Source organism: Porphyrobacter sp. CACIAM 03H1 (assembly GCF_002215495.1).
GTDB lineage: Bacteria > Pseudomonadota > Alphaproteobacteria > Sphingomonadales > Sphingomonadaceae > Erythrobacter.
In genome coordinates this window covers 659,969-684,037 of sequence record NZ_CP021378.1, presented here as the reverse complement: position 1 = coordinate 684,037, position 24,069 = coordinate 659,969, and the positions used below count along the sequence as shown (strand labels likewise).

The 24,069-nt window shown below is 68.5% G+C and carries 23 protein-coding genes; 10 read left to right on the top strand and 13 right to left on the bottom strand.

Features of this window, described 5'->3' with window-relative positions:
* The first annotated feature begins 71 nt into the window (after nt 1–71).
* Nucleotides 72–1,475, top strand: coding sequence for a sugar transferase (locus CBR61_RS17135; RefSeq protein WP_233996829.1), 1,404 nt, complete (start codon nt 72–74; stop codon nt 1,473–1,475).
* 5 nt (nt 1,476–1,480) lie between these two features.
* Here CBR61_RS17135 and CBR61_RS03300 read toward each other — a convergent pair whose 3' ends face one another.
* The 3 genes from CBR61_RS03300 to CBR61_RS03290 are packed head-to-tail and all read right to left on the bottom strand — an operon-like array spanning nt 1,481 to nt 3,385.
* A complete protein-coding gene (locus tag CBR61_RS03300) occupies nt 1,481–2,074 on the bottom strand; it encodes an LptA/OstA family protein (RefSeq protein ID WP_088913079.1) in 594 nt (197 codons plus the stop codon).
* Nucleotides 2,074–2,739: an LPS export ABC transporter periplasmic protein LptC gene (gene lptC, locus CBR61_RS03295; protein WP_088913078.1), complete on the bottom strand. Its 666-nt coding sequence runs from the start codon at nt 2,737–2,739 to the stop codon at nt 2,074–2,076. Before lptC ends, CBR61_RS03300 begins: the two co-directional genes overlap by 1 nt.
* Nucleotides 2,740–2,764: 25 nt before the next feature.
* Nucleotides 2,765–3,385, bottom strand: a complete 621-nt coding sequence (locus CBR61_RS03290) for a ribonuclease D (protein WP_088913077.1) — start codon at nt 3,383–3,385, stop codon at nt 2,765–2,767.
* A gap of 145 nt (nt 3,386–3,530) precedes the next feature.
* Here CBR61_RS03290 and ung point away from each other — a divergent pair, with 145 nt between their 5' ends.
* The 3 genes from ung (at nt 3,531) to CBR61_RS03275 (ending at nt 6,013) form a co-directional block, all read left to right on the top strand.
* A complete protein-coding gene (gene ung, locus CBR61_RS03285) occupies nt 3,531–4,214 on the top strand; it encodes a uracil-DNA glycosylase (protein ID WP_088913076.1) in 684 nt (227 codons plus the stop codon).
* On the top strand, nt 4,214–4,996 hold the full coding sequence (locus CBR61_RS03280; RefSeq protein ID WP_088913075.1) for an enoyl-CoA hydratase: 783 nt from the start codon (nt 4,214–4,216) through the stop codon (nt 4,994–4,996). The genes ung and CBR61_RS03280 overlap by 1 nt, the downstream gene beginning before the upstream one ends.
* 207 nt (nt 4,997–5,203) lie before the next feature.
* A complete protein-coding gene (locus CBR61_RS03275; RefSeq protein WP_088913074.1) occupies nt 5,204–6,013 on the top strand; it encodes an outer membrane protein in 810 nt (269 codons plus the stop codon).
* A gap of 45 nt (nt 6,014–6,058) precedes the next feature.
* Here the strand turns inward: CBR61_RS03275 and CBR61_RS03270 are convergent, their stop codons facing one another.
* Entirely contained in the window at nt 6,059–7,297 is a 1,239-nt protein-coding gene (locus CBR61_RS03270; protein ID WP_088913073.1) for a polyhydroxyalkanoate depolymerase, read from the bottom strand.
* A gap of 181 nt (nt 7,298–7,478) precedes the next feature.
* Between CBR61_RS03270 and CBR61_RS03265 the strand changes: the two genes are divergently transcribed.
* The 4 genes from CBR61_RS03265 to CBR61_RS03250 all read left to right on the top strand — a co-directional run bounded on the left by CBR61_RS03265 (nt 7,479) and on the right by CBR61_RS03250 (nt 13,104).
* The gene (locus CBR61_RS03265) at nt 7,479–9,332 is read left to right on the top strand and encodes an ABC transporter transmembrane domain-containing protein (protein ID WP_088913072.1); all 1,854 of its coding nucleotides are present in this window, start codon (nt 7,479–7,481) and stop codon (nt 9,330–9,332) included.
* Between the two features lie 258 nt (nt 9,333–9,590).
* Nucleotides 9,591–11,750 carry a M13 family metallopeptidase gene (locus CBR61_RS03260; RefSeq protein WP_088913071.1) on the top strand — a complete coding sequence of 720 codons (2,160 nt, stop codon included), beginning with the start codon at nt 9,591–9,593 and terminating at the stop codon, nt 11,748–11,750.
* A gap of 209 nt (nt 11,751–11,959) precedes the next feature.
* A complete protein-coding gene (locus CBR61_RS03255; RefSeq protein ID WP_088913070.1) occupies nt 11,960–12,763 on the top strand; it encodes an undecaprenyl-diphosphate phosphatase in 804 nt (267 codons plus the stop codon).
* 83 nt (nt 12,764–12,846) lie between these two features.
* Nucleotides 12,847–13,104, top strand: coding sequence for a GlsB/YeaQ/YmgE family stress response membrane protein (locus CBR61_RS03250; RefSeq protein ID WP_088913069.1), 258 nt, complete (start codon nt 12,847–12,849; stop codon nt 13,102–13,104).
* 117 nt (nt 13,105–13,221) lie between these two features.
* On the opposite strand, the gene phhA is transcribed toward CBR61_RS03250, so the two are convergent.
* On the bottom strand, nt 13,222–14,112 hold the full coding sequence (phhA, locus tag CBR61_RS03245) for a phenylalanine 4-monooxygenase (RefSeq protein ID WP_088915425.1): 891 nt from the start codon (nt 14,110–14,112) through the stop codon (nt 13,222–13,224).
* A 103-nt stretch (nt 14,113–14,215) separates the two neighbouring features.
* Between phhA and ppk2 the strand changes: the two genes are divergently transcribed.
* Nucleotides 14,216–14,989, top strand: coding sequence for a polyphosphate kinase 2 (gene ppk2 / locus CBR61_RS03240; RefSeq protein ID WP_088913068.1), 774 nt, complete (start codon nt 14,216–14,218; stop codon nt 14,987–14,989).
* A 103-nt stretch (nt 14,990–15,092) separates the two neighbouring features.
* Here the strand turns inward: ppk2 and CBR61_RS03235 are convergent, their stop codons facing one another.
* The 6 genes from CBR61_RS03235 to CBR61_RS03210 form a co-directional block, all read right to left on the bottom strand.
* Nucleotides 15,093–15,941 carry an FAS1-like dehydratase domain-containing protein gene (locus CBR61_RS03235; protein WP_088913067.1) on the bottom strand — a complete coding sequence of 283 codons (849 nt, stop codon included), beginning with the start codon at nt 15,939–15,941 and terminating at the stop codon, nt 15,093–15,095.
* Nucleotides 15,938–17,164 carry an acetyl-CoA C-acetyltransferase gene (locus CBR61_RS03230; protein ID WP_088913066.1) on the bottom strand — a complete coding sequence of 409 codons (1,227 nt, stop codon included), beginning with the start codon at nt 17,162–17,164 and terminating at the stop codon, nt 15,938–15,940. Before CBR61_RS03230 ends, CBR61_RS03235 begins: the two co-directional genes overlap by 4 nt.
* An 88-nt stretch (nt 17,165–17,252) precedes the next feature.
* Nucleotides 17,253–18,476, bottom strand: a complete 1,224-nt coding sequence (locus CBR61_RS03225) for a CoA transferase (RefSeq protein ID WP_088913065.1) — start codon at nt 18,474–18,476, stop codon at nt 17,253–17,255.
* A 1-nt stretch (nt 18,477) separates the two neighbouring features.
* Nucleotides 18,478–19,680, bottom strand: a complete 1,203-nt coding sequence (locus CBR61_RS03220) for an acyl-CoA dehydrogenase family protein (RefSeq protein WP_088913064.1) — start codon at nt 19,678–19,680, stop codon at nt 18,478–18,480.
* A gap of 45 nt (nt 19,681–19,725) precedes the next feature.
* A complete protein-coding gene (locus tag CBR61_RS03215) occupies nt 19,726–19,965 on the bottom strand; it encodes a hypothetical protein (RefSeq protein ID WP_088913063.1) in 240 nt (79 codons plus the stop codon).
* A gap of 10 nt (nt 19,966–19,975) precedes the next feature.
* Nucleotides 19,976–20,257 carry a hypothetical protein gene (locus CBR61_RS03210; RefSeq protein WP_088913062.1) on the bottom strand — a complete coding sequence of 94 codons (282 nt, stop codon included), beginning with the start codon at nt 20,255–20,257 and terminating at the stop codon, nt 19,976–19,978.
* A gap of 137 nt (nt 20,258–20,394) precedes the next feature.
* Here CBR61_RS03210 and CBR61_RS03205 point away from each other — a divergent pair, with 137 nt between their 5' ends.
* Nucleotides 20,395–21,348, top strand: coding sequence for a hypothetical protein (locus CBR61_RS03205; protein WP_088913061.1), 954 nt, complete (start codon nt 20,395–20,397; stop codon nt 21,346–21,348).
* Nucleotides 21,349–22,126: 778 nt separating this feature from the next.
* On the opposite strand, the gene ribA is transcribed toward CBR61_RS03205, so the two are convergent.
* Together ribA and CBR61_RS03195 are read right to left on the bottom strand one after the other, a co-directional pair.
* Nucleotides 22,127–23,155 (bottom strand): GTP cyclohydrolase II, encoded by a 1,029-nt coding sequence (gene ribA, locus CBR61_RS03200; protein WP_088913060.1) that lies wholly within the window; start codon nt 23,153–23,155, stop codon nt 22,127–22,129.
* A 47-nt stretch (nt 23,156–23,202) separates the two neighbouring features.
* Nucleotides 23,203–23,991, bottom strand: a complete 789-nt coding sequence (locus tag CBR61_RS03195; RefSeq protein ID WP_088913059.1) for an exodeoxyribonuclease III — start codon at nt 23,989–23,991, stop codon at nt 23,203–23,205.
* Nucleotides 23,992–24,069: the final 78 nt, after the last annotated feature.

The window sequence follows — 24,069 nt, the reverse complement described above, 5'->3', positions numbered from 1 at the left end:
AGTCGCACAATTTGCGCTTTTCTCCGTATTAATGCCTAGGTAGTCGCTGAGGGTCGCGCCTCGGGGGATACATGAATCGCGTCACACCGAAATTGCTGGATTCCGTTCGTCTCCAGTCCGTGGAGAGCAGGGCGGCGCCCTCGCTCGAGCGGCGGCGTCTGCGCTCCTACATGCTGATGCTGGCGGCGGATGCGGTGTTGTTCAACTTCAGTTTCGCGCTTGCCTCCTTGCTGTGGGAGGACGTGTGGGCCGAACCGCGCGCCATGCTGGCGGCGCAGGTGATGCTGCCGGCCTACTTCACCATCGCGCTCTACAATCGCACCTACGGCCTCGAAGCGCTGGTCGACTGGCTGTTCGCGGCGCGCAAGGCTTTGACGGCGCTGTTGATTTCCGCCGCACTGATCAACTTCGTCGGCTTCTACACCAAGTCGAACAGCGATTTCTCGCGTGCCTCGGTGACGATCGGCCTCGTCTTCACCGGGCTGCTGCTCGTGTCGCTGCGCCGGGCGGTGGCGCTGTTCATCGCGCGCCGCTGGAACGGGCGGGTGATGAACCGGCTGGTGATCGACGACGGCGGCGCGAGCTTCCCCTTCAACGGGGCGGACCGCATCTCGGCGGCCGACTTCAACCTCGATCCGACCAGCCACGATCCCTTCATGCTCGATCGTCTCGGCAAGCTGCTGCGCAACCAGGACCAGGTGGTTGTGAGCTGCCCGCGCGAGCGCCGCGACGACTGGGCCTTCCTGCTCAAGTGCGCGGGCGTCTATGGCGAGATCGTGAGCGAGCCGGCGCACAGCCTCGGCGCGGTCGGGGTGCATCGCTACGACGATCTCGATCGCACCACGCTGGTGGTCTCGACCGGCCCTCTCGGCCTGCGCGCGCGGATCATCAAGCGCCTGTTCGACATCGCCGTGGCCACTGCCGGGCTGGTGGCGCTCTCGCCCGTGCTGATTGCGGTGGCGGTGCTGATCAAGCTCGAGGACGGCGGCCCGGTGCTGTTCATCCAGCGCCGTCTCGGACGCGGCAACCAGTTCTTCGACATGTTCAAGTTCCGCTCGATGCGCGAGGAGAAGCTCGACCACGACGGCAACCGTTCGGCCTCGCGCGATGACGACCGCATCACCCGCATCGGCGCCTTCATCCGGCGCACCAGCATCGACGAGCTGCCGCAGCTTATCAACGTGCTGAGGGGCGAGATGTCGATCGTCGGCCCCCGCCCGCACGCGCTCGGCTCGCAGGCGAACAACAAGTACTTCTGGGACATCGACCGCCAGTACTGGCAGCGCCACTGCCTCAAGCCGGGGCTCACCGGGCTTGCCCAGGTGCGCGGCCACCGCGGCGCGACCGAGCACGAGAAGGACCTGACCGACCGGTTGCAGTCCGATCTCGAATACATCGCGAGCTGGTCGCTCCCGCACGATATCGGCATCGTGCTGCGCACCATCCTCGTGCTGCGGCACGAGAACGCCTTCTAGCCCCGCTAGTTCGTCTGCTTGCGGTCCTGCGGCACGTTGAATGTGCCGGTCACGCGGCCGCGGCCCGCCGGGGTCCCCGGTGCGGCGCTGGTGCCTGCGGCCGAGCCGTCGACGGTCGACAGCCCGCTGTCGAGATCGATCACCAGCCGCCCGCCGTTCAGCGTGTCGCTCCCGCGGCGAAGGCGGACATTGCCGGCCATGGTGATGATCCGGCGGTTGAAGTCGTAGATCGCGTGGTCGCCGCTGGCGCGCTCGTCGCCGCGGGTGATGAAAACCCCGCCGGTGGCGGTGATGCGCTGGATCTCGAGCTGGCCGCCGCCATCGGTGAAGTTGACCAGCATCCGGTCCGACTGGACACGCAGGCCCGCCTGGGTAAGGATCACCCCGCCGCTCGCGATCGCCTGGTTTCCGCGATCGTCGAACACGAACTTGCCCGCGTCGTAGGTCACCGGGGCGCGGGAATCGTGGCGGGCGATGCCCTGCGCCGCAAGGTTCATTCCCCCCGCCATTACAGCGGCGAGCGCGAAGCCGCCCGCGCCCCAGACGAGGGCGAGGCGCTTGATGGGCGTGCGGCGGGCGGCGGCGGTCTGATCGGGCATCACGGCATCCTCAACTGGCCGGGAATCATGGTGAAGCGGGCATTGCCCTCGAGCGTGATCGTGCGCGCGCCGAGATCGGCGCTGAGCGTGTCGGCGGAGAAGGTGCCTGCCGGGACCTCGCCCGACACGCCCGCATCGCCCCGCATCATGCGTGCCTTGAGGTCGACCGACACGCCCCTTGCGGTCATGGCGTAGCCGTCCGAGGCGGTGAGCCGCACCGGCCCGTCGACCGCCACGGTCTCGGCGTCGATGTCGTAGGTGCCGCCGTCCGCGCTGAGGCGCGCAGGGCCCTCGGTCAGGAGCAGCTGGGCGACGAGGTCCTGCATCCGCACCAGTCCCTCGACGCTCGAACGCTGCACCGCCTCGCCCGCCAGCAGCGAGAAAGGGCGGCCCTGGTTGTCGCGCCCGCGATACATGGCGTTGTCGACCGAGAGGCGCTCGTCGATCAGGGCGACCTTGTTGCGATCGAGCAGGAAGCTGACCTCGCCGCGCGGGGAAAGCGGGGTGATGACCATCAGCGCGGCGACAACCCCGACGCCCATCGGCAGCACCCGGGCGAGAATGCGCACCAGCCGGTCGTGCGATCCGCCCGGCGCGGCGAAGGCCTGCCTCCGGCTGCGCAGGAGCCGGGCCTCGCTGGTTTCGATGCTCTGCTCCGGGGCCATGCTCGCGCCTCTGCCGCCTTGTTCCTTACATGTGGCTGAAGATGTCGCTCTCGGCCCAGCCGGCGATGTCGAGCAGCGCGCGGGTGGGCAGGAAATCGAAGCAGGCCTGCGCGATTCCCGTGCGCCCCTCGCGTTCCAGCCGCGTCGCCAGTTCGGCGCGCAGGCGGTGGAGATAGCGCACGTCGGAGGCGGCATAATCGCGCTGCGGATCGGTGATCACCGGCCCGCCCCAGTCGCTCGACTGCTGCTGCTTGGAGATGCTCTCCCCCAGCAGTTCCTCGACGAGGTTCTTGAGGCCGTGGCGGTCGGTATAGGTGCGGGTCAGCTTGCTGGCGATCTTGGTGCAGAACACCGGGCCCGCCATGACGCCGAGGTAGTAATGGATCGCAGCGAGATCGAAGCGGGCGAAGTGGTAGATCTTCTCGCGCGCAGGATCGCCGAGCAGCGCCTTGAGGTTCGGCGCGTCGTAGCGGCTGCCGGGATTGAAGCGCACGAGATGCTCGTCGCCGCTGCCGTCGGAGATCTGCACCACGCACAGCCGGTCGCGGTGGGTGACGAGGCCCATCGTCTCGGTATCGACCGCGAGCGCCCCGCTTCCGGCCAGCACGCCGGCGGGGAGATCCTCTTCGTGAAAATGCACTGCCATGCCCCTCGCCCTACGCGCATTGGGGAAAGAGGGGAAGGGGCGAGTGGCGCGGGTCGATCCCCTGCACTAACCCGTTCGTGTCGCGCGTGGTCGAGACACCTGTGACGGGCCTCTCGACTGCGCTCGAGACGAACGGAGCTCAGAATTGTCCGAAACCCTCCCCGAAAGCTGGCGGCCGGTGCTGGAGCCGGTGCTCGCGACCCCCGAGGCACGCAAGCTCGGCGGCTGGCTCAAGGCCGAGGAGGCGGCGGGCAAGGTGGTCTATCCCCCGCGCGGGCAACGCCTCGCCGCGCTGGCGCTGACCCCGCTCGATCAGGTGCGCTGCGTGATCCTCGGGCAGGATCCCTATCACGGGCCCGGGCAGGCGCACGGCCTCGCCTTCTCGGTGCGCGCCGGGGTGCGACCCCCGCCCTCGCTGGTCAACATCTACAAGGAACTCGAGAGCGATCTCGGCCTGCCCCGCCCCGCCGGCGGCGACCTGTCGCGGTGGGCAGAGCAGGGCGTGCTGCTGCTCAACAACACGCTGACGGTCGAGGCGGGCCTCGCGGGGAGCCATGCCGGGCGCGGGTGGGACGCCGTGACCGATGCCTGCGTCGCGGCGGTGGCGGCGAGCGAGCGGCCGACCGTCTTCATCCTGTGGGGCAGCCACGCGAGGAAGAAGGCTTCGCGGGTGCCCGCGCTGGGCCGGTCCTCCCACCACCTCGTGCTGACCTCGGCCCACCCCAGCCCGCTCTCCGCCCACAACGGCTTTTTCGGCTCGCGCCCCTTCAGCCAGGCCAACGCCTTTCTGGAAGCCGCGGGGCGCGGGCGCATAGACTGGAGCTTGTGATGGACGACGTGATCCTGTGCGAGGTGGCCGATGGTATCGCCACCGTTACCCTCAACCGCCCCCAGGCGATGAACGCGCTGAACCGCGCGCTGAGGCAGCGCCTTGCCGAGGTGATGCGTGCCGTGGACGCGGACGAGGCGGTGCGGGTGGTGATCCTTACCGGCGCGGGCGAGCGTGCCTTCACCGCGGGGCTCGATCTCAAGGAACTGGGCAGCGAGGAAGGCGCGCTCGGCAGCGCCAATGCCACCGACCCGGCGGACAATCCGGTCAAGGCGATCGAGCTGTGCCGCAAGCCCGTGATCGGCGCGATCAACGGGGTCGCGATCACCGGCGGCTTCGAGGTCGCGCTCGCCTGCGACGTGCTGATCGCCAGCACCAACGCCCGCTTCGCCGATACCCACGCGCGGGTCGGGATCGTGCCGGGCTGGGGCCTGTCGCAGAAGCTGTCGCGCATGATCGGCATCAGCCGCGCCAAGGAGCTCGCCTTCACCGGCAACTTCCTCGATGCCGCCACGGCGCACGCCTGGGGCCTCGTCAACCATGTCGTCGCGCCGGAGGAGCTGCTGCCGCTGGCGCGCAAGCTGGCGGGGGACATGGCGGGCATCGATCCCGCATTCCTTGGCCTCTACAAGCGCCTCATCGACGACGGTTATGCGACCAGCTTCGGCGAGGGGCTGGCGCTCGAGGCGGAGCGTTCCAGCGCCGCCAACAGAGCGGTCGCCCCCGAGGAGGTCGAAGCCCGCCGCGCCGCCGTGCAGGAACGGGGACGAGGGCAGACCTGAGGCGCATCAGTGAGCCTCCCGCAAGGATCCGGGCTCTGATCCCTTGTGATCCCGAAAAAATCTGCCAGGCCCGGGTGCATCCGGTATCTGCAGGTTCTCGTATATGCGAGGTGGCGGAGAGGGGCTGCGATGCTTTCGACCCGGGCGGGCGCCCCGCTCCGTCACCCCAGCGAAGCTGGGATATGCAACGCAATTCCGGAGAACCTGATGAAAGCACTTTCCCTCGCCGCCCTTTCGGCGGTCCTCGTCGCCGTGCCCGTCCAGGCAGAGGACGAGTTCGACGGCTTCTACGCCGGCGCCTCGATCGGCTACGATTTCCAGGCCGGCGACAGTGGCGAAACGATCAGCTTCGACCGCGGCTCCAACGGCACCTTCGGCGAAAGCGTGACCACCGCTGCGGGCGCCAACGCCTTCTCGCCGGGCTTCTGCGGCGGCGCGGCAACCTCGACGCAGAACAGCAACTGCCGCAGCGACTCCGACGGCGTGGGTTTCGCGGGCCGGTTCGGCTATGACAGCCAGATGGGCAAGCTGGTGATCGGCGCCGTGGCCGAGATCGGCACCGCCGACCTGCGGGATTCGGTGGCGGCCTTCAGCACCACGCCCGCGTTCTACACCATGACCCGCGAGATCGATTACACCGCGGCGCTGCGCCTGCGCGCCGGCTTCACCCCCGCCGCGAAGACCCTGATCTACGCGACCGGCGGCGTGGCCTATGCCAAGCTCGACCAGTCCTTCGAGACCAGCAACACGGCCAACTCCTTCACCGTGCTCGAGGACGACGAGACCTGGGGCTACCAGCTGGGCGCCGGAGTCGAACAGAAGCTCGGCACGAATGTCTCGCTCGGCGTCGAGTATCTCTTCACCGGCTACGGCGCGGACGACACGCTGATCCGCGTCGGCCAGGGCACCGCCGGCGCGACCAACCCCTTCGTGCTGGCGAACGGCGTCGACTTCCGGCGCGCGGGCGATTCCTTCGACATCCAGACGGTCAAGGCGGTGCTGACCTACCGCTTCTGACGACACTTGCCGCACGGGGGCAGCCCTGGGCTGCTCCCGTGCCCCTCACCCTGCGTGGGCGGCGATCCATTCCTCGACCACCGGCGCGACCTTGGTGCGCCAGCGCGAGCCGTTGAAGATGCCGTAGTGGCCCGCCCCTTCCGCCATGTAGTACCGCTTCTTCTCCTCGGGCAGGCCCGGGGTGAGCTTGAGCGCGGCACGGGTCTGGCCGAGGCCTGAGATGTCGTCGCGCTCGCCCTCGATCGCGAGCAGCGCCGTGTCGGTTATGCGGGTGATGTCGACGAGCTCGCCCTTGTGGCGGAACTCGCCCTTGGGGATCGAGTGCTTCTGGAACACCTCCTCCACCGTCTGGAGGTAGAATTCCGCGGTCATGTCGCAGACCGAGCGGTATTCGTCGTAGAAATCCTTGGTCGCCTGCGCGCTTTCCTCGTCGCCGACGGTGAGGTGCTTGAACATCTCGTAATGGCTCATCATGTGGCTCGAGAGGTTCATGCTCATGAAGGCCGAAAGCTGCATGAAGCCCGGATAGACCCGCCGCCCGCTGCCCGGGTATTTCATCGGCACCGTGGCGATCACCGACTGGCGGAACCATTCGATCGGGCGCTGCATCGCCATGTTGTTGACGACCGTGGGGCACTCGCGCGTGTCGATCGGGCCGCCCATCATGGTGAGCGTGGCGGGCGTGGCGGGCGACTTGTGGAGATTGAGGAGCGCGGTCGCCGCAAAAGCGGGCACACTCGGCTGGCACACCGCCATCATGTGGATGCGCGCACCCCCTGCCTCGCCGTGAACGTGCTCGGCGAACTCCATCAGGTAGTCGATATAGTCGTCGAGATCGAACTTGCCCGCGCTCGCCGGCACCATCTTGGCATCGGCCCAGTCGGTGATGAAGACCTCCGCCGATTCCAGCATCCGCTCCACCGTGCCGCGCAGCAGGGTGGCGTAATGGCCGCTCATCGGCGCAACGATCAGCAGGCGCGGGCGGTCGGCGGGCGTGCCCTCGACCCGGAAGCGGAGCAGATCGCCGAAGGGGCGCTTCAGCACGGTCGATTGCGTCACGGCGTGCGGCTGGCCGTCGATCGTGACCGAGGCGATCCCGAATTCGGGCTTGCCGTAATGGGCGGTGGCGTGGGCGAAGACATCGAGCGCGTTGGCGACCAGCGGGCCCATACCCATGTATCCGAAGGGATTGGCCGGGTTGGAGAGCATCCCTGCGCTGATCGAAGCGAGCGCGCTGGCGCTGTTCATCCAGCTGCGCTGGAGCTCGTAGGCGTGATAAAGCATCGGTTTCCTCGCGGCGACGAACGGTCTGGCGCCTTATCCCCGTGGCGCCTTGCGACCACAGATGCGCTTTCGCATTCGATTGTGCAACGCACAATTGCATAGGTGTCAAACCCCGCAACGGTGCGGCCCCCCGATTTTTGCACGTGAAATTCGCGGCCCCTGCGGCTAGAGGCCAGCGATCATGCACGGCGAACACCCCACGCGCGACCCCGAGACCGCCTCCGACGAGCTGCCGGAAGGCGCCGGGGCCGTGCTGCACGGGGCAGACGAACCCGCGCCGAAGTCGCGCACGCTCGCGCCGCTCCGGATGGTGTTCGGCGCCGCGCTGCAATACCCGCGCCAGATCGCCTTCGCGCTCACCGCGCTGGTGATCACCTCGGCGGCGACGCTGGCGATCCCCTATCGGTTCAAGGTGATCATCGACGAGGGCTTCTCGGGCGCGAGCAGCACCGACGACATCGCCCGGGCCTTCCAGTACCTGCTGATGATCGTGGTGATCCTCGGCGTCGGCACCGCCTTCCGCTTCTATTTCGTCAGCTGGATCGGCGAGCGGGTCGTGGCCGACCTGCGCCTGAAGGTGCAGCAGAACCTGCTGCGCCTCTCGCCCGGTTTCTACGAGGTCAACAGCCCCAAGGAAATCTCCAGCCGGATGACCAGCGACACCACGATCATCGAGAACGTGGTGGGCGGCACGGTGTCGATCGCGCTCAGGAACACGCTGACCGCGATCGGCGGGATAATCATGCTGTTCTACCTCGCCCCGACGCTGACGCTCGGCCTGTTGCTGGCGATCCCGCTGATCGTGGTGCCGATCGTGTTCTTCGGCCGCCGCATCCGCACTGTCTCGCGTACCAGCCAGGACCGCATCGCCGATGTCGGCGCCTATGTCACCGAGGTGCTCTCGGCGATGAAGATCGTCCAGAGCTTCGGACAGGAGCGCCGCGAGGGCGAGCGGTTCGCAAGGGTGGTCGAAACCACCTTCGAAACCGCGCGGCGGCGCATCCTGCTGCGCGCGGCGATGACCTCGCTGGTGATCCTGCTGGTATTCGGCGCGGTGACGATGGTGATGTGGCGCGGCGCGCTGGCGGTGGCGGCAGGCGAGATCACGGGCGGCACCATCGCCGCCTTCGTGCTGGTCGGCGGGCTGGTCGCGGGGGCCTTCGGCGCGCTCACGGAAGTCTACGGCGATCTGCTGCGCGGCGCGGGCGCGGCGAGCCGGCTGGCCGAACTGCTCGAGGCGAAGCCCGACATCGCGCCCCCCGCCCGGCCCGAACGCCTGCCCGAGCCGGCGCGCGGCAGCCTCAGCTTCCGCAATGTCACCTTCCGCTATCCCGCCCGCCCCGACAGCCCGGCGCTCAGGGACTTCACGCTCGAGATCGAACCGGGCGAGACCATCGCCATCGTCGGGCCCTCGGGGGCGGGCAAGTCGACGATCTTCCAGCTGGTCGAGCGGTTCTACGATCCGCAGGGCGGCACGATCCGGCTCGATGGGGTGCCGCTGACCAGTGCCGATCCGGCCGACATCCGCTCGCGCATCGCGCTCGTCCCGCAGGTCGGCGTGCTGTTCAGCGCCAATGCGCGCGACAACCTGCGCTACGGCAAGTGGGACGCGACCGACGAGCAGATCTGGCAGGCCGCCCGCGCCGCCAATGCCGAAACCTTCCTGCGCGCCCTGCCGCAGGGTCTCGACACGCATCTCGGCGAGGGCGGGACCCAGCTTTCGGGTGGGCAGCAGCAGCGCATCGCCATCGCCCGCGCGCTCTTGCGCGATGCACCGATCCTGCTGCTCGACGAGGCGACCAGCGCATTGGATGCCGAGAGCGAGCAGCTCGTCCAGCAGGCGCTCGAAGGGCTGATGCAGGGCCGCACCACGCTGGTGATCGCCCACCGCCTCGCCACGGTGCGCGCCGCCGACCGGATCGTGGTGCTCGACGAGGGCCGGATCGTCGAGCAGGGCACCCACGAGGCGCTGACCAAGGCGGGCGGGCTCTACGCGCGCCTCGCAAGGCTCCAGTTCACCGCCGACGCGGCGTAGCTTGTTCCCGAGCCACCTTCGGTGGCACAAACCACCCGCCCCGCCTCCCCACCCGGCCGCCATAGCCTGATGGTATCATTGGTGGCCGGGTGGGGAGGCGGGGCGGGTGGTCTGCATCGCGCGCCAGCGCGATCGCCAAAAGCGACAAAATCGACGAACCACGCCCTGTCTCGACGAAGCGCAACCCTTCGCCCTGTGCGACGTTACTGTGACGTCACGCCGACATCCTGTCGCGATTCTCAGGGACTCGAGAACACCATGATCCACAAGACCGCCGCCCTCATCGGGGCGAGCCTGTTTGCACTCGCCGCCCCCGCGCTGGCCGATACGCATGACCATCAAGGCGAGATCGAGACGCTCCAGAGCGCCGACACCGGCTCCGACCTGCCGACCATCAGCTTCGGCACCTGGGGCTTCGATCCGGCCTACATCGCCACCGACATCAAGCCGGGCGACGATTTCAACGCCTATGCCAACAAGAAGTGGATCGACGCCAATCCGCTCCCGCCCGAGTTCAGCCGCATCGGGGCCTTCGTCCTGCTGGGCGAAAAGAGCGTCGCCGACGTCAAGGCGCTGATGGACGATCTCGCCGCGCGCGATCCCGCCAGCCTTTCGGGCGACGAGAAGCGCATTCTCGATGCCTATCGCACCTATCTCGACACCGCGGCGATCGAGGCGGCGGGCCTCGCTCCGGCCAAGCCGTATCTCGACCGCATCGCCGCAGCGACCACGCTCGATGATCTGGCGAAGCTGTGGGCCGAACCGGGCTTCGCCAGCCCGCTCAGCGCCTCGGTCGGGATCGATGCCAAGCAGCCCGACCGGCATATCGCGCAGGTCGGCTTCGGCGGGCTCGGCCTGCCCGACCGCGACTACTATCTCGACACCTCGGACAAGGGCCGCGCGATCCAGGACAAGTACAAGTCCTACCTCGCCTTCCTGCTCGGCGAGGCGGGCTATGAAGACCCCGAGGCGCAGGCCGCCGAAGTCTACGCCTTCGAGGACCGCATCGCCCGCGAGGTCGCCTGGGACCGCGCCGTGCGCCGCAACCGCGATCTGACCTACAACCTCCTGACCGCCGACGAACTCGGCGCGATCAGCGGCAAGGTGCCGGTCGCGGCGATGCTCGAGCAGATCGGGATCGCGCAGAGCCCCGGCTTCGTGGTCGCGCTGATGCCGCCCACGGCCGAGGAGATCGCCCAGTACAAGCTCGACGAGGCGACCCGCGCCAAGATCGGATCGGGCCTGCCGGGGATGTTCACGATGCTCGGCGACACCCCGGTCGAGACGCTCAAGGCGTGGATGATCAAGGAGTTCCTGTCCGATCATGCCGCGGTCCTTCCGGCGCGCTTCGATGCGGCGAACTTCGAGTTTTTCGGCAAGACCCTGCGCGGCACGCCCGAACAGCGCCCGCGCTGGAAGCGCGCCATCGGCGAGACCGAGGGGCTGATCGGCGAGCTGGTCGGCAAGGCCTACGTCGCGCGCTACTTCCCGCCCGAGAACAAGGCGGCGATGGACGAGCTGGTCGCCAACCTGCGGCTCGCTCTCGGCCAGTCGATCGACGAGATCACCTGGATGGGCGAGGCGACCAAGGCCCAGGCCCGCGCCAAGCTGGCGAGCTTCGATCCCAAGATCGGCTACCGCCCCAATCTCGAGACCTATGATGGCCTCGCGATCACGGCGGGCAACCCCGTCGCCAACCGCATGGCTGCGGCGAAGTGGCGGCGGGCGGACAACACCGCCAAGCTGGGCGAGCCCATCGATCGCACCGAATGGTCGATGCTGCCGCAGACGGTGAACGCCTATTACAGCCCGGTCAAGAACGAGATCGTCTTCCCGGCGGGCATCCTCCAGCAGCCCTTCTTCGCGCTCACCAACGACATCGCGGTGAACTACGGCGCGATCGGCGGGGTCATCGGGCACGAGATGGGCCACGGCTTCGACGACCAGGGTTCCAAGTCCGACGCCACCGGCGCGCTGCGCAACTGGTGGACCGACGCCGACCGCGCCGCCTTCGACACGCTCGGCAACCGGCTGGTCGCGCAATACGATGCCTTCTGCCCGCTCGACGAGGGCAAGACCTGCGTCAACGGCCGCCTCACCCTTGGCGAGAACATCGGCGATGTCGGCGGGCTGTCGATGGCCTACCGCGCCTACAAGATCGCCACCAAGGGCAAGGAGGTGCCGGTGATCGACGGCCTCACCGGCGACCAGCGCTTCTTCCTCGCCTGGGCGCAGGTGTGGCGCTCCACCCAGCGGGAAGAGAACTACCGCAACCGCCTTCGCACCGACAGCCATTCCCCCGAGGAATACCGGGTCAACGGCGTCGTGCGGCAGCTCGACGAATGGTACGAGGCCTTTGGTGTGAAGCCCGGCGATGCGATGTACCTGCCGCCCGAACAGCGCGTCCGGATCTGGTAAGCGTTTCTATGTGCGTGCCCGCCTTGCGCGGGCACATCCTCGGCGCTGTTTCAAGCCCTGCGGGCTTGAGCGCCTGCGGCTCGCGCGCGTGCGCTCGCGGCCCGTCCTGCGGCGGGCCGGGCGGCATGCGCGCCTGAGAGGCCCGCTCCTCCGACGGAGCGGGCCTTTTGGTTTGACTTGACCCCGCCTCTCGTCGAAGCGGTGCGCCCATGACCGACACCATGGCCGCCATCCTGCTCGGCATCCTCGAAGGGCTGACCGAATTCCTCCCCGTGTCCTCGACCGGGCACCTGATCCTCGCCACCGAACTGCTGGGCTTCGACCAGCGCGAATGGGAGGTGTTCAACATCGCGATCCAGCCCGCCGCGATCCTTGCCATCGTGGTGCTCTACTGGCGCACCTTCTGGGACGTGGCCAAGGGGCTGTTCGGCCTGGAGAAGGGCGCGCTGGCCTTCGTGCGCAACCTGCTCGTCGCCTTCTTCCCGGCGGTGCTGCTGGGCCTCGCCTTCGGCGACATCATCGAGGGCTTCCTCGGCAATGCCGTGCTGGTGTGCTGGACGCTGATCATCGGCGGGGTGGCGATCCTCGCCATCGAGCGCTGGGCCAATCCGCCCGCGACCGGCCCCGGCGTGGCGGGCGTCCCCTTGCGCACGGCGATCCTGATCGGCGTGGTCCAGTGCCTCGCCATGATCCCGGGCGTCAGCCGTTCTGGCGCAACGATCCTCGGGGCGATGGCCTTCGGGGTGGACCGCAAGACGGCGGCCGAATTCAGCTTCTTCCTCGCCGTGCCGACCCTGTCGGGCGCGACCGTCTACCAGCTGGCGAAATACGGATCGGACCTCACCGCGCGCGATCTGGAGCTGATCGGGATCGGCTCGCTCGCGGGCTTCGTGGTCGCGCTGGTGGTGGTCAAACTGTTCATCGCGATCGTCACGAAGATCGGCTTTGCGCCCTTCGCCTGGTACCGGATCGTCGTCGGCGCTGGGGGCCTCGTCTGGCTTACCCTGGTCTGAAGCACTTTTCTGGAACCGTCCGCGCCGCTGCTGGTTAGGGAGTCGGACCGCGACAGGGCGGCTGAACGGAGATTTCGGACAAGATGGCGTTGCTGGTGCTGATCGTGTTGGGGGCAACTCTGGGCTGGCTGGCCTCGATCCTCGCGCGGACCGAGGCGCCGGGCGACATCCTGCGGCAAGTGGTGCTGGGCACGCTGGTCGCGGTGGTCGCCGGCGAGATCGCCAACGACGGCACGATCATCGGCAGCCTGTCCTTCCTCAGCCTCGGCGTTGCGCTGGCCGCCACTGGGGTGGCGCTGGTGCTCTACCACGCCGTGTTCCGCCGCAAGGCGCGCGCGTAGTTCGTTGCGCCCTCAAGCGCCGGGCGGCGGACCTGCGTCCGCCTTGGCTTTCACCGCATAGGCCGCGGCGGCCATTCGGCGTTGCGACGCCTTCGGCATCGGGGTTTCGTGAAGAACCTAGACCGGGGTTGCCCCGCTCCCCCGCCCACCGCGCAGGTGGTATTCCTGGGTGCCCCGGTGCAGCACGTTGTCGACATCGATCACCGCGCTGTTCGCATAGGTGAACCCGGCCGGAAGGCTGCGATAGAGCCGGTCGAAATCGCGCTCCACCGTCTGGCGGTAGAGGTCCTGAAAGCTCTCGATCACGAAATAGGTCGGTTGCAGATCGCTGATGACGTAGTCGGTCCGCATCACCCGGTCGACGTTGAGCATGATGCGGTTGGGGCTCTCGGCCTCCACCGCGAACCTCGCCTCGGTCGGGCCTGACAGGATTCCCGCCCCATAGGCCCGCACCTGCCCCTGCTCCTCGATCAGGCCGAACTCGACCGTGTACCAGTAGAGCGCGCCCAGCGCCTTGAGCCGGTTGTAGCGCATCGCCTTCCACCCGGCGCGGCCATATTCCTGCATGTAGTCGGCATAGACGGGATCGGTGAGCATCGGCACATGGCCGAAGACATCATGGAAGACGTCGGGCTCCTCGATGTAGTCGAAGGTCTCTCGGGTCCGGATGAAGTTCCCCGCCGGAAATCGCCGGTTGGCGAGGTGCCAGAAGAACACGTGATCGGGGATCAGCATCGGCACCGGCACGACGCTCCACCCCGTGAGCGCGCCAAGTTCCTCGGAGAGCTGTCCGAATTCGGGAATGCCGCCCCTGCCCAGATCGAGCTTCTCGAGTCCCGCCATGAAGGCGCTGCACGCCCGGCCGGGGAGCACCTCCATCTGGCGGGCAAAGAGATCGTCCCAGACGGCGTGATCCTCGGGCGTGTAGGCGGTCTGCGCGGGCTCCAGCCAGTCCTCGCCCACGTGCGCGGGGCGTGCGAGCGGGGCGGTGAAGACATCCGCCGCCATCTCTGGCAGGGTGGCGAAATCGGGCTGGGGGTCTGCAAGCGTGGCCATATCGTTGCAGATGATACTACCTTCCCGGCGCGCAGACAAACGGGGAGAGCAGGCAATGGCGATGAAGCGCAAGGATTACGAGGCGGCGCTCGAACCGCTCACGCTCGAGCTGGTCAGCATGGCGCGCTGGGTCAAGGCGACCGGCGCGCGGGTGGTGGTGCTGTTCGAGGGCCGCGACACCGCGGGCAAGGGCGGCGCGATCACGGCGGTGCGCGGGCAGCTCAACCCGCGCCAGTGCCGCACCGTGGCCCTGACCAAGCCGACCGAGGCGGAGATGGGGCAATGGTATTTCCAGCGCTATGTCGCCCACCTTCCGACCGCGGGAGAGATCGTGCTGTTCGACCGCTCGTGGTACAACCGCGCCGGGGTCGAGAAGGTCATGGGCTATGCCTCGCCCGAGCAGGTCGACGCGTTCCTCAAGGCCGCGCCCGCCTTCGAGAAGCTGCTGGTCGATGACGGCATCCTGCTGTTCAAATACTGGCTCGCCGCCGATCAGGAAAAGCAGGAAGAGCGCCTGCGCGAGCGGCTGGAGGATCCGCTGAAGCGCTGGAAGCTGTCCCCCATCGATCTCGCCGCGCGGGAGAGATACGACGATTACACCAAGGCGCGCGAGGCGATGCTGAAGGCCACCCACACGCCCCATGCGCCGTGGACCATCGTCGATTTCAACGACCAGCGGCGCGGGCGGCTGACGCTGGTGCGTGATCTGCTCTCACGCATCCCCGATACTCACGAGGAGCCCGAGGCGATCGACTTTCCCGACCTGGGCCGCAAGCCTGCCAAGGAGAAATACAAGGTGCTGAAGCCGATCGCGGACTGGGAGGGCTGACGCATCCTTCTCCCCTCCCGCAAGCGGGAGGGGTCGGGGGTGGGAAATTCAGCGCGCGCGGATTCGCGCCCACCCCCAGCCCCTCCCGCAAGCGGGAGGGGAGCTAGATCGTGGCACTCGCCTGCGTCACCTGCCGGCCGTCGCCTGCGAAGGCCGCCAGATCGTATCCCGCCTCGCCCTTGCGCATCACCAGATGCAGCGGCTCGCCCGCGATGGCAGGGGAGAGGCCGCGGAAGCTGAAGCTGCGCAGGCGGTTCTCGCCCAGCGCCTGCGCCGCCAGTTGCAGCAGCAGGCTTGCGGTGAGCGGCCCGTGGACGACAAGGCCGCGATAGCGTTCGGTCTCGACGGCATAGGGCGCATCGTAGTGGATGCGGTGGGTGTTGAAGGTCAGCGCCGAATAGCGGAACAGCAGCCGCGCATCGGGCGTGAGGGTGCGGTGGGCGTCCCAGCCTGCGGGGTCGAACCGCCCCTCGCCCGGCGGCGGCGGACTGAGCGGCGCGTCGGGCGGGGCGGCATCGCGGTAAACCAGCGTCTGGGTCTCGATCACGGCGATGGTGCCGTTCGCCTTCGTGGTGTGCTCGACATCGACGAAGGCAAGGCGGCCCGAGCCGCCCTCCTTCTCGCTGATCGCGGCGACGCGGCTCACGCGCTCGATCGCGGCGCCGATGGCGATGGGCGCGTGGAAGGCGATCTTGCTGGACGCCCACATCCGCCGCGGCATCGGGAAGGGGGGGAGGAAGCTGACGGGCGATTCGTCGCGCGCGGGATGCCCGTCCTCGCCCAGCGTCGCGGTGGGAGCCTCGGGGGTGCAGAGCGCGAAATGGATGCCCTGCGGCATGATCGCGGGGTGGGGGCGCGGCAGGTCGAAGGTGGCGAGCCAGCGCGCGGCCAGCCCTTCACCCAGCCGGTCCTTGACGCGCGCCTCGCGCCCGATCCACGCCTCGTAGCTCATGCGGCGCGCTCGAACACCGCGGCGATGCCCTGCCCGCCGCCGATGCACATGGTCTCGAGGCCATAGCGCACCCCGCGCCGGTGCATCTCGTGCGCCATGTCGGCGAGGATCCTGCCCCCGGTCGCGCCGATGGGGTGGCCAAGGCTGATGCCCGACCCGTTGACGTTGAGGATCTCGCGGCGGCTGTCGTCATCCGACCAGCCCCAGCCCTTGAGCACGGCGAGCACCTGCGGGGCGAAGGCCTCGTTCAATTCGACGAGGCCGATATCGTCCCAGCTGTAGCCCCGACGCGCGAACAGGCGCTCCACGGCAGGCACCGGCCCGATCCCCATGCGCGACGGATCGCAGCCCGCCGCCGCCCAGCCGCCGAACCACAGCATCGGGGTGAGGCCCAGTTCCTCGAGCTTGTCCTCCGCCACCACGAGACACGCGGCGGCGGCGTCATTCTGCTGGCTGGCATTGCCGGCGGTGACGATGGCCTGCGAATCGCGCTTCAGGTCGATCGGCGCGAGCTTGCCCAGCGTCTCCATCGAAGCGTCGGTGCGGTAGCCTTCGTCGTGGTCGAAGATCACCGGATCGCCTTTGCGCTGCGGGATGGCGACCGGCACGAGCTGTTCGGCGAACTTGCCTTCGGCCCATGCGCGCGCTGCGTTCTGGTGCGAGCGGACCGCGAAGGCATCGGCCTCCTCGCGGGTGATGCCGTAATCCTTCGCAAGGTTCTCGGCGGTCTCGATCATCCCCGTGATGACGCCGAAGCGCTCGACCGGCTGGCTCATCACCCGGCCCCGCGAGAGGCGGTCATGCAGCACCATGTCGCCCATCCGGACGCCCCCGCGCGCGGCGAGGGTGTAGTGCTCGACGTTCGACATGGATTCGACGCCGCCCGCGACGACGACATCGGCCATGCCGGTCTCGACCATCATCGCCGCCGTGGCGACCGCCTGCACGCCGGAGCCGCAGCGCCGGTCGAGCTGGAAGCCTGGCACCTCGATGGGCAGGCCCGCCGCGAGCCACGACCAGTGGCCGATGGCGGGCGCCTCGCCATTGCCGTAGCCTTGGGAGAACACGACATCGTCTACGCGCTCGGGGTCGATACCGGAACGCTCCATCAGCGCCTTGAGGATCACCGCGCCGAGCTGTCCGGCGTTCATGCTGGAAAGCCCGCCGAGGAACTTGCCCACCGGGGTGCGCAGGGGGGTGCAGATGGCGGCGCGTCTGGTCATTCTCACTTTCCTCCGTTCGGTTCGAGCGAAGTCGAGGACCGTTCGCGCAGGTGTGTCTCGACTTCGCTCGACACGAACGGGTGGTGTGTCACTTGTCGCTCAGGGCCACCGTGCCTGCATCGACCAGCTTGCCGATCGCGCCGGACGACAGCCCCAGCTTCTCCGCCAGCACCTCCTCCGAGTGCTCGCCAAGGTAAGGCGCAGGAGCGGGGTCGCCCACCTCGCGGCCCGGGAGATTGGCGAAGCTGCGGGTGGCGGGGTATTCGAACCCGCTCGGATTGGCGGGCGCGGGGCCGAACAGCGGGTTGTCCGCCACCAGCACAGGGTCGTTCGCGGCCTCGTAGGCGGTGCGGTAGCGTTCGAAGGTGCAGGCCTCGGCGGTCATGCGCGCTTCGAGGGTCGCATAATCCATGCCGTCTGCCGCCTTCTGGAACAGGTCGAAGAGCGCGTGGCGATGGTAGAAGCGCGGGGTATCGCCGTCGGCGAAGCGCACGCCGTGTTCGGCCTCGAGCGCGGCGATGCCCTGCTCGACCCCGAAGGCCTTGACCAGGCCGCTCCACTGCTTGGGCGTGAGCGCGGCGACCATGAAGCGCACGCCGTCCTTGCTGCGGAAATCGCGCCCGAACGCACCCCAGATGGCATTGCCGAGCCGCTCGCGGTCCCCGCCGCGGTAGAGCACCTCGGCCATCAGCCCCGCATTCGCCATCGTCCCGATCGCGACGTCGCCAAGCGGCAGGCGCACCTCGCTGCCCTCGCCTGTCCGGTCGCGGTGGCGCAGCGCGGCGAGCATGGCGAAGGCGCCATAGGCCCCGGTGATGAAGTCCCACGCCGGGAGCACCTGGTTGACGGGCGGGGCGGTCGCCGGGTCCCAGTCCTCCGGCCCGCACATCAGGGGGTAGCCGACGGCGGCGTTCACCGTGAAGTCCATCGCCTGCCGCCCGTCGTGCCAGCCCATGACCCTGAGCGAGATCATGTCCGCGCGGCGGGCCGCCATCGCGGCATGGCTGAGAAAGCTCTGCTCCGGCAGATTGGTGATGCACTGGCCGACGGCGCTCGCCAGTTCCACCAGAAGCTCGCGCCCCTCGGGGGATTGCAGATCGAGCGCGACCGACTTCTTGGCGCGGTTGAGGTTCTCCCACGAGAGGCTGCGCCCCTCGCGGGTCAGCATGTAGCGGTTGTAATCGAGCCCGCCCGCCTTGTGGTCGACGCGGATAACCTCCGCCCCCAGCTGCGCGCAGTAAAGCCCTGCGGTAGGCGAGGCGACGAAGCTCGAGACTTCGACGATGGAGAGGTCATCGAGGAGGTTGTACATCTCAGGCGTTGGCCGCCCACTCGCGCAGCATGTGCTTGGCGATCTGGAGCTGGAGGATCTGCGTCGTGCCCTCGTAGATGCGGTAGATGCGCGCATCGCGGAAGAAGCGCTCGGCGTCGTATTCGGCGAGATAGCCCGCGCCGCCGTAGATCTGCACCACGCGGTCGACCACGCGACCGCACATCTCCGAGGCGAACACCTTGAAGGCCGCAGCCTTGACGAGAATGTTCTCGCCCCGGTCGGCCCGCGCGGTGACGTCCTTCATCATCGCTTCGGCAGCGTAGATCTCGATCTCGCTGTCGGCAAGCATCTGCTGGATCAGCTGGAAGTTGGCGATCGGCTCGCCGAAGGCCTTGCGCTCGTTGGCGTAGCGCAGCGCCGAGTCGAGCGCGCGGCGCGCGTAGCCGGTCGCCGCCGCGCCGACGCTGATGCGCCCGTTGTCGAGGCTCTTCATCGCGAAGACGAAGCCCTTGCCGGTCTCCCCGCCGAGCAGCGCGTCGCCGGGCACCCGCACATCGTCGAGCATGATGTCGGAGATATGCGAGCCCGACTGGCCCATCTTCCTGTCGGGCGAGCCGGTCGAGACGCCGGGGGTGTTCATCGGCACCAGGAACGCGCTGACATGGGCGTTCTTGGGCAGCGCCTCCTTGCTGGTGCGCGCCATGATCAGCGCGACGTCGGCGTGGGGGGCGTTGGTGATGTAGCGCTTGGTGCCGTTGAGGATCCAGCCGTTGCCGTCGGGATCGGGGGTGGCGGTGGTCGCCATCGCGGCGGAATCGCTTCCCGAGCCCGGCTCGGTGAGGCCGAAGCAGGCGATCTTGCCGGCCGCGATCTGCGGATACCACTCGGCCTTCTGGGCCTCGGTCGCGCCGTTCTTCAGCGCGCTCGCGAACATCCCGACATTGATCGAGAAGATCGAGCGGTACGCGGGCGCGGCATAGGCCATGATGTTCACGACGCGGGCGTACTGCGTCATGTTGAGCCCCGCGCCGCCGTATTCCTCGGGCACCGAGAGGCCGAACAGGCCCATCTCGCGCATCTCGTTGAGGATCGCGTCGGGGATGCGGTCCTCGGCAATCACCTGCGGCTCGGCCGGGATCAGGCGTTCGCGGACATAGCGTGCGAGCTGCTCGGCGAACTGTTCGAAGGTCTCCTCGTCCATGCCGGGATTGGCGGGGGCGGCGAGGTTTGCGGGGGCGTTCATGATGGCATTCGTCCTTGAAGGGAGGCGCGGCGGCGCCGGCCCCGGCTAGCGTGCGGCCGGGGCGGCGTCGCCTGTCATTTCGGCAGGCGCTTCGGCGGGCGGGTCGGAAGGGATCGCCTCGGGTGGCAGCTGGCGCTCGTCGAGCATCGAGGCGGCATCCTCGAGCGCCTCGGCCTCGCCCGGGCTGACCCCGCCCGGCGCGCTCGCCCCCTCGTCCCCGCAGGCGGAAAGGGCGAGTAGCGTGGGGGCGAGCAGGAGCGCGGGGGCGATCGGGTGGCGCAGCACGGGGCGCGGCCTATTCGGCCGGCGCTTCGGCGGCGGCAGCGGCCTCGGCGGCGACACCGGCCGCGGCATCGGCAGCCGCCGTCGCCCCTGCGGTCGGGTCGGCCTCGGGCGCGTCGGTGGCGGTGGCGGACGGGTCGGCGACCGGTTCCTCGGTGACCGGCGCCAGCGCGCTGTCGGCGGGCATCTCGACGGTGTCGGCGCTCGCCTCGGTCGAGGCATCGTCGGCGCTGCCGCAGGCGGCGAGGGTCAGGGCGGCGCTGCCGAGGGCGGCAAGGGCGATAAGCTTGCGCATGGTTCGGGTCTCTCCTCTCGAATGGTGCGGGCAGGGGCATCGGCCCCGGCCCGGTTCGCGCGAGGGTTTAGCCAAGCCTTGCCCCCCGCGCCAAGCGACAAATGGTGCCTTAACCATTGCGCGCTAGGATCGCGCTCATGACCCGCAAGCCTTCCTTCGCGCTCCATGCGCTCGCCGCTGCCCTGGCGCTGCCGACGGCGGTGCTGGTCGCCCAGCCCGTGTCCGGCCCCTTCACCGTCACCGAGACGGGGCGCAGCTTCGCCAGCCTGCAGGAGGCGATCAACGCCGTGGGCAACACCCGCGCGACGATCCGCATCCAGCCCGGCACCTATCGCCAGTGCGCGGTGCAGGAGCAGGGCGTCATCGTCTACGAGGCCGCCACTCCCGGCGCCGTGACGCTCGAGGGGCGCGCCTGCGAGGGCAAGGCCGCGCTGGTGCTGCGCGGCACCGGGGCGGAAATCCGCGGGCTCACCTTCAGCGGCATCAACGTCGCCGACGGCAACGGGGCGGGCATCCGGCTCGAGGCGGGGGCGCTCAATGTCGCCTTCGCGCGGTTCCAGAACAGCCAGCAGGGCATCCTCAGCGCCGCCGATCCGTCGATCCGCGTCTTCATCACCCGCTCGACCTTCTCCGGCCTCGGCACCTGCGAGAACGACGCGGGCTGCGCCCATTCGGTCTATATCGGCGACATCGGCTCGCTCACCGTGCGCGAGAGCCGGTTCGAGCGCGGCACCGGCGGCCACTACCTCAAGGCGCGCGCCGCCGAGGTCGCGATCGAGGGCAACAGCTTCGACGATTCGGGCGGGCGCACCACCAACTACATGATCGACCTGCCCGCCGGCGCGCGCGGTCGCGTGACCGACAACTGGTTCATCCAGGGCCGCGACAAGGAGAACTACTCGGCCTTCATCGCGCTGGGCGCGGAGGAAGTGCTGCACCCCTCGGACGGCCTCAGGATCGAGAACAACGAGGCCCGCTTCGTCCCCGGCCTCCAGCGCCAGAGCGCCTTCCTCGCCGACTGGACGGGCGAGCGCGTGATGATGCAGGGCAACCGCCTCGCGAGCGGGATCAAGCAGTACGAGCGCCGCTAGGTTTTGTGCTTGCAGGACAGCGCGCCGAAAGTCCGCTTTCAGGGAGCCGGTGCTGTTGCCTTAGTGACCGCAACTGGATGGTTAGTAGTCATTCGCTTTCGCGTGCAGCCAGCGCGCTTTCGAGCCAGTGAATGCGCTTACGCCACTGCTTAGCCGTTGCTGCTGAAGGAGCGATACTCAATCGGCTCCGCGACCTGGAGAGTTCCGACCGCAACTCCTCATTACTGAGTTTGCTCAGTTCATCGTCTCGGTGCGGAACGCCGGATCGCTTGCCCATTAGCGCAATCTGCCCAATGCATTGAATGTCGACAACTGGGTCGCTTTCGGGACGGCAGGTTTTGGCCGAGACGAGGCTGAAGCCGCCACCCCATCAGTCGTCGCCCCGTGCTTGACACGGGGTTAGGCTCTTCTTCCTCGCCCCCCCGAAGGTAAGTCAGCCAAGCCCCGTGTCATGCACGGGGCGACGAGGGGAGATTTTCCTACATCCCCGCCAGCCGCTACGATGCACCCCTGCTCTTTCCCATTGTTGTGTCCGGCCTGCGAGGCCGTTGAATAAGCGCGGCGCGAAACAAGGCCCGGCTTCCCTGTCCGTCCGCTTTGGGGAATTGGAGTTTATCGTCTGATATTATTGATGAAATGACTGAGCGGAGAGGCGGACAGGGTGTCCGCTTTGTCCGCTTCGGGCGCGTCTCTGGAAAGTCCGACTTTGGGCTGATAATTTGAAAACCCGATGCCACCGTCGAACCGGTGCAGGCGTGCCGCCCCATGGCGACGGTCGTCAGATCAGCAAATGCCCCGACCGGTCGCGCTTGGTCGCCAGATAGCGCGCGTTGTGGGGATTTTCGGGGAGCTGGTGCGGCACCCGCTCGCTGACCGTGATCCCCGCCGCCTCGAGCGCGCGGACCTTTGCGGGATTGTTCGTCAGCAGCCGGATCGTCGTCGCCCCCAGCAGCTCCAGCATCCGCGCCGCCAGGGGGAAATCGCGCGCCTCATCGGGCAGGCCGAGGCGCTGGTTGGCCTCGACCGTGTCGAAGCCCTGGTCCTGCAGGCGGTAGGCGCGCAGCTTGTTGACGAGGCCGATGCCGCGCCCCTCCTGCCGCATGTAGAGCAGCACGCCCCACCCGCCCGAATCGCGCGCCTCGTGCGCCATGGCGTGGAGTGCGGCATCGAGTTGCGGGCCGCAGTCGCACTTGAGGCTGCCGAGGATGTCGCCGGTCAGGCACTCGGAATGGAGCCGCACCAGCGGCAGGCGGTCGCCGCTTTGCGTGCCGATGATCAGCGCCACGTGCTCGCGCAGGTCCGCCGCCGAACGGAAGGCGACGATCTCCGCCTCCTCGCAGGCCGAAACCGGCAGGTGTGCGCGGGTGACGATCCGCAGCTGGCCCGCATCGGCATAGGCGGCAAGGTCCGACACGGCGACCGGCACCGCCTCGCCCGCTTCCGCCGGATCGACGAGGAAGGCGGGCAGGATTCCGGCGATCCGCGCCAGTTCGAGCGCCGCGGCGGCAGTCTCGGCCCAGTCGAGGCTCACCGCCTTGAACGGGCCTTTCAGCGGATTGCCGAGATCAAGCGCCGGGTCGGCGATCGGCAGCGCCTCGCGCAGGGAGAAGTCCTCGCCCCCCGCGATCAGCACCGGCGCGTGCGGCACCGCGGCCTCGCGCTGGTTGGCGAGCTTCAATGTCGCCGCGCGCGCCGCCGAGATCAGCATTCGCGGTGCGCGCGCGCCTTGGGCGATCGCGGTCTCGACCGGCAGCAGGACGGGCCCGCCCGCGAAGGCCAGCGGCCAGCCGTGGCGCAGGGCGTCCACCGCCTGCGCCGCGCGGCGCTCGGGGGACGGGGCGGGAGAGGGGCCACTCAGATGTCGAACTCCGTCACCAGCGGCACGTGATCGGACGGCTGCTCCCACGCCCGCGCCTCCTCGATCACGCGGTGCGCGCGCGCCTGCTGCGCCACGGCGGGCGAGGCCCACATGTGGTCGAGGCGGCGGCCCTTGTCGTTCTCCTGCCAGCCCGGATTGCGATAGCTCCACCACGAATAGTAGCGCCCGGGCGCGGGGATGTGCTGGCGGCCGAGGTCGACCCAGCCGTGGGCATCCTGGAACCGGCCCAGCGTCTCGACCTCGATCGGCGTGTGGCTGACGACCTTCAGCAGCTGCTTGTGGCTCCACACGTCACTTTCGAGCGGGGCGATGTTGAAATCGCCGACGATCAGCGTCGGGCGGTCGAGCGTGTCCGCCCACCGCGTCATCCGCCCGAGGAAGTCGAGCTTCTGCCCGAACTTGGGGTTCACCTCCCGGTCGGGCACGTCGCCGCCGGCGGGGACGTAGACGTTCTCGATCAGCAGGTCCTTGCCCAGCACCTCGACCCCGATGTGCCGCGCCTCGCCATTGTCCTGCCAGTCGTGGCGGGTGACCTCGCGGATGGGCACGCGGCTGACCGTGGCGACGCCGTGGTAGCCCTTCTGCCCGCTCACCGCCTGATGGGTGTAGCCGAGCGCGGCCAGTGCCTCGGCCGGAAACAGGTGGCTCTCGCACTTGATCTCCTGCAGGCACAGGATGTCGGGCGCGGCCTCGGTGAGCAGCTTCTCGATGAGGCCCACGCGCAGGCGCGCGGAGTTGATGTTCCAGGTGGCGACAGACAGCATGGGGGCGGACTTAGGGGGGCGCGGCGCGGTTTTCCAGCTTTCACTTTCATGTCGCATGGCGGCGCGATAGGGCGGGGC

Bases quoted from the DNA above. Each gene is read 5' to 3' on its own strand.
- ppk2 (WP_088913068.1), top strand. From the start codon at position 14,216: ATGGCGATGAAGCGCAAGGATTACGAGGCGGCGCTCGAACCGCTCACG.
- CBR61_RS03250 (WP_088913069.1), top strand. From the start codon at position 12,847: ATGGCGTTGCTGGTGCTGATCGTGTTGGGGGCAACTCTGGGCTGGCTG.
- CBR61_RS03290 (WP_088913077.1), bottom strand. From the start codon at position 3,385: ATGGCAGTGCATTTTCACGAAGAGGATCTCCCCGCCGGCGTGCTGGCC.
- lptC (WP_088913078.1), bottom strand. From the start codon at position 2,739: ATGGCCCCGGAGCAGAGCATCGAAACCAGCGAGGCCCGGCTCCTGCGC.
- CBR61_RS03300 (WP_088913079.1), bottom strand. From the start codon at position 2,074: ATGCCCGATCAGACCGCCGCCGCCCGCCGCACGCCCATCAAGCGCCTC.
- CBR61_RS03235 (WP_088913067.1), bottom strand. From the start codon at position 15,941: ATGAGCTACGAGGCGTGGATCGGGCGCGAGGCGCGCGTCAAGGACCGG.
- CBR61_RS03280 (WP_088913075.1), top strand. From the start codon at position 4,214: ATGGACGACGTGATCCTGTGCGAGGTGGCCGATGGTATCGCCACCGTT.
- CBR61_RS03255 (WP_088913070.1), top strand. From the start codon at position 11,960: ATGACCGACACCATGGCCGCCATCCTGCTCGGCATCCTCGAAGGGCTG.
- CBR61_RS03220 (WP_088913064.1), bottom strand. From the start codon at position 19,680: ATGAACGCCCCCGCAAACCTCGCCGCCCCCGCCAATCCCGGCATGGAC.
- CBR61_RS03210 (WP_088913062.1), bottom strand. From the start codon at position 20,257: ATGCGCAAGCTTATCGCCCTTGCCGCCCTCGGCAGCGCCGCCCTGACC.
- CBR61_RS03225 (WP_088913065.1), bottom strand. From the start codon at position 18,476: ATGTACAACCTCCTCGATGACCTCTCCATCGTCGAAGTCTCGAGCTTC.
- CBR61_RS03195 (WP_088913059.1), bottom strand. From the start codon at position 23,991: ATGCTGTCTGTCGCCACCTGGAACATCAACTCCGCGCGCCTGCGCGTG.
- CBR61_RS03260 (WP_088913071.1), top strand. From the start codon at position 9,591: ATGATCCACAAGACCGCCGCCCTCATCGGGGCGAGCCTGTTTGCACTC.
- CBR61_RS03230 (WP_088913066.1), bottom strand. From the start codon at position 17,164: ATGACCAGACGCGCCGCCATCTGCACCCCCCTGCGCACCCCGGTGGGC.
- CBR61_RS03205 (WP_088913061.1), top strand. From the start codon at position 20,395: ATGACCCGCAAGCCTTCCTTCGCGCTCCATGCGCTCGCCGCTGCCCTG.
- CBR61_RS03265 (WP_088913072.1), top strand. From the start codon at position 7,479: ATGCACGGCGAACACCCCACGCGCGACCCCGAGACCGCCTCCGACGAG.
- CBR61_RS17135 (WP_233996829.1), top strand. From the start codon at position 72: ATGAATCGCGTCACACCGAAATTGCTGGATTCCGTTCGTCTCCAGTCC.
- phhA (WP_088915425.1), bottom strand. From the start codon at position 14,112: ATGGCGGCGGATGTCTTCACCGCCCCGCTCGCACGCCCCGCGCACGTG.
- CBR61_RS03275 (WP_088913074.1), top strand. From the start codon at position 5,204: ATGAAAGCACTTTCCCTCGCCGCCCTTTCGGCGGTCCTCGTCGCCGTG.
- CBR61_RS03270 (WP_088913073.1), bottom strand. From the start codon at position 7,297: ATGCTTTATCACGCCTACGAGCTCCAGCGCAGCTGGATGAACAGCGCC.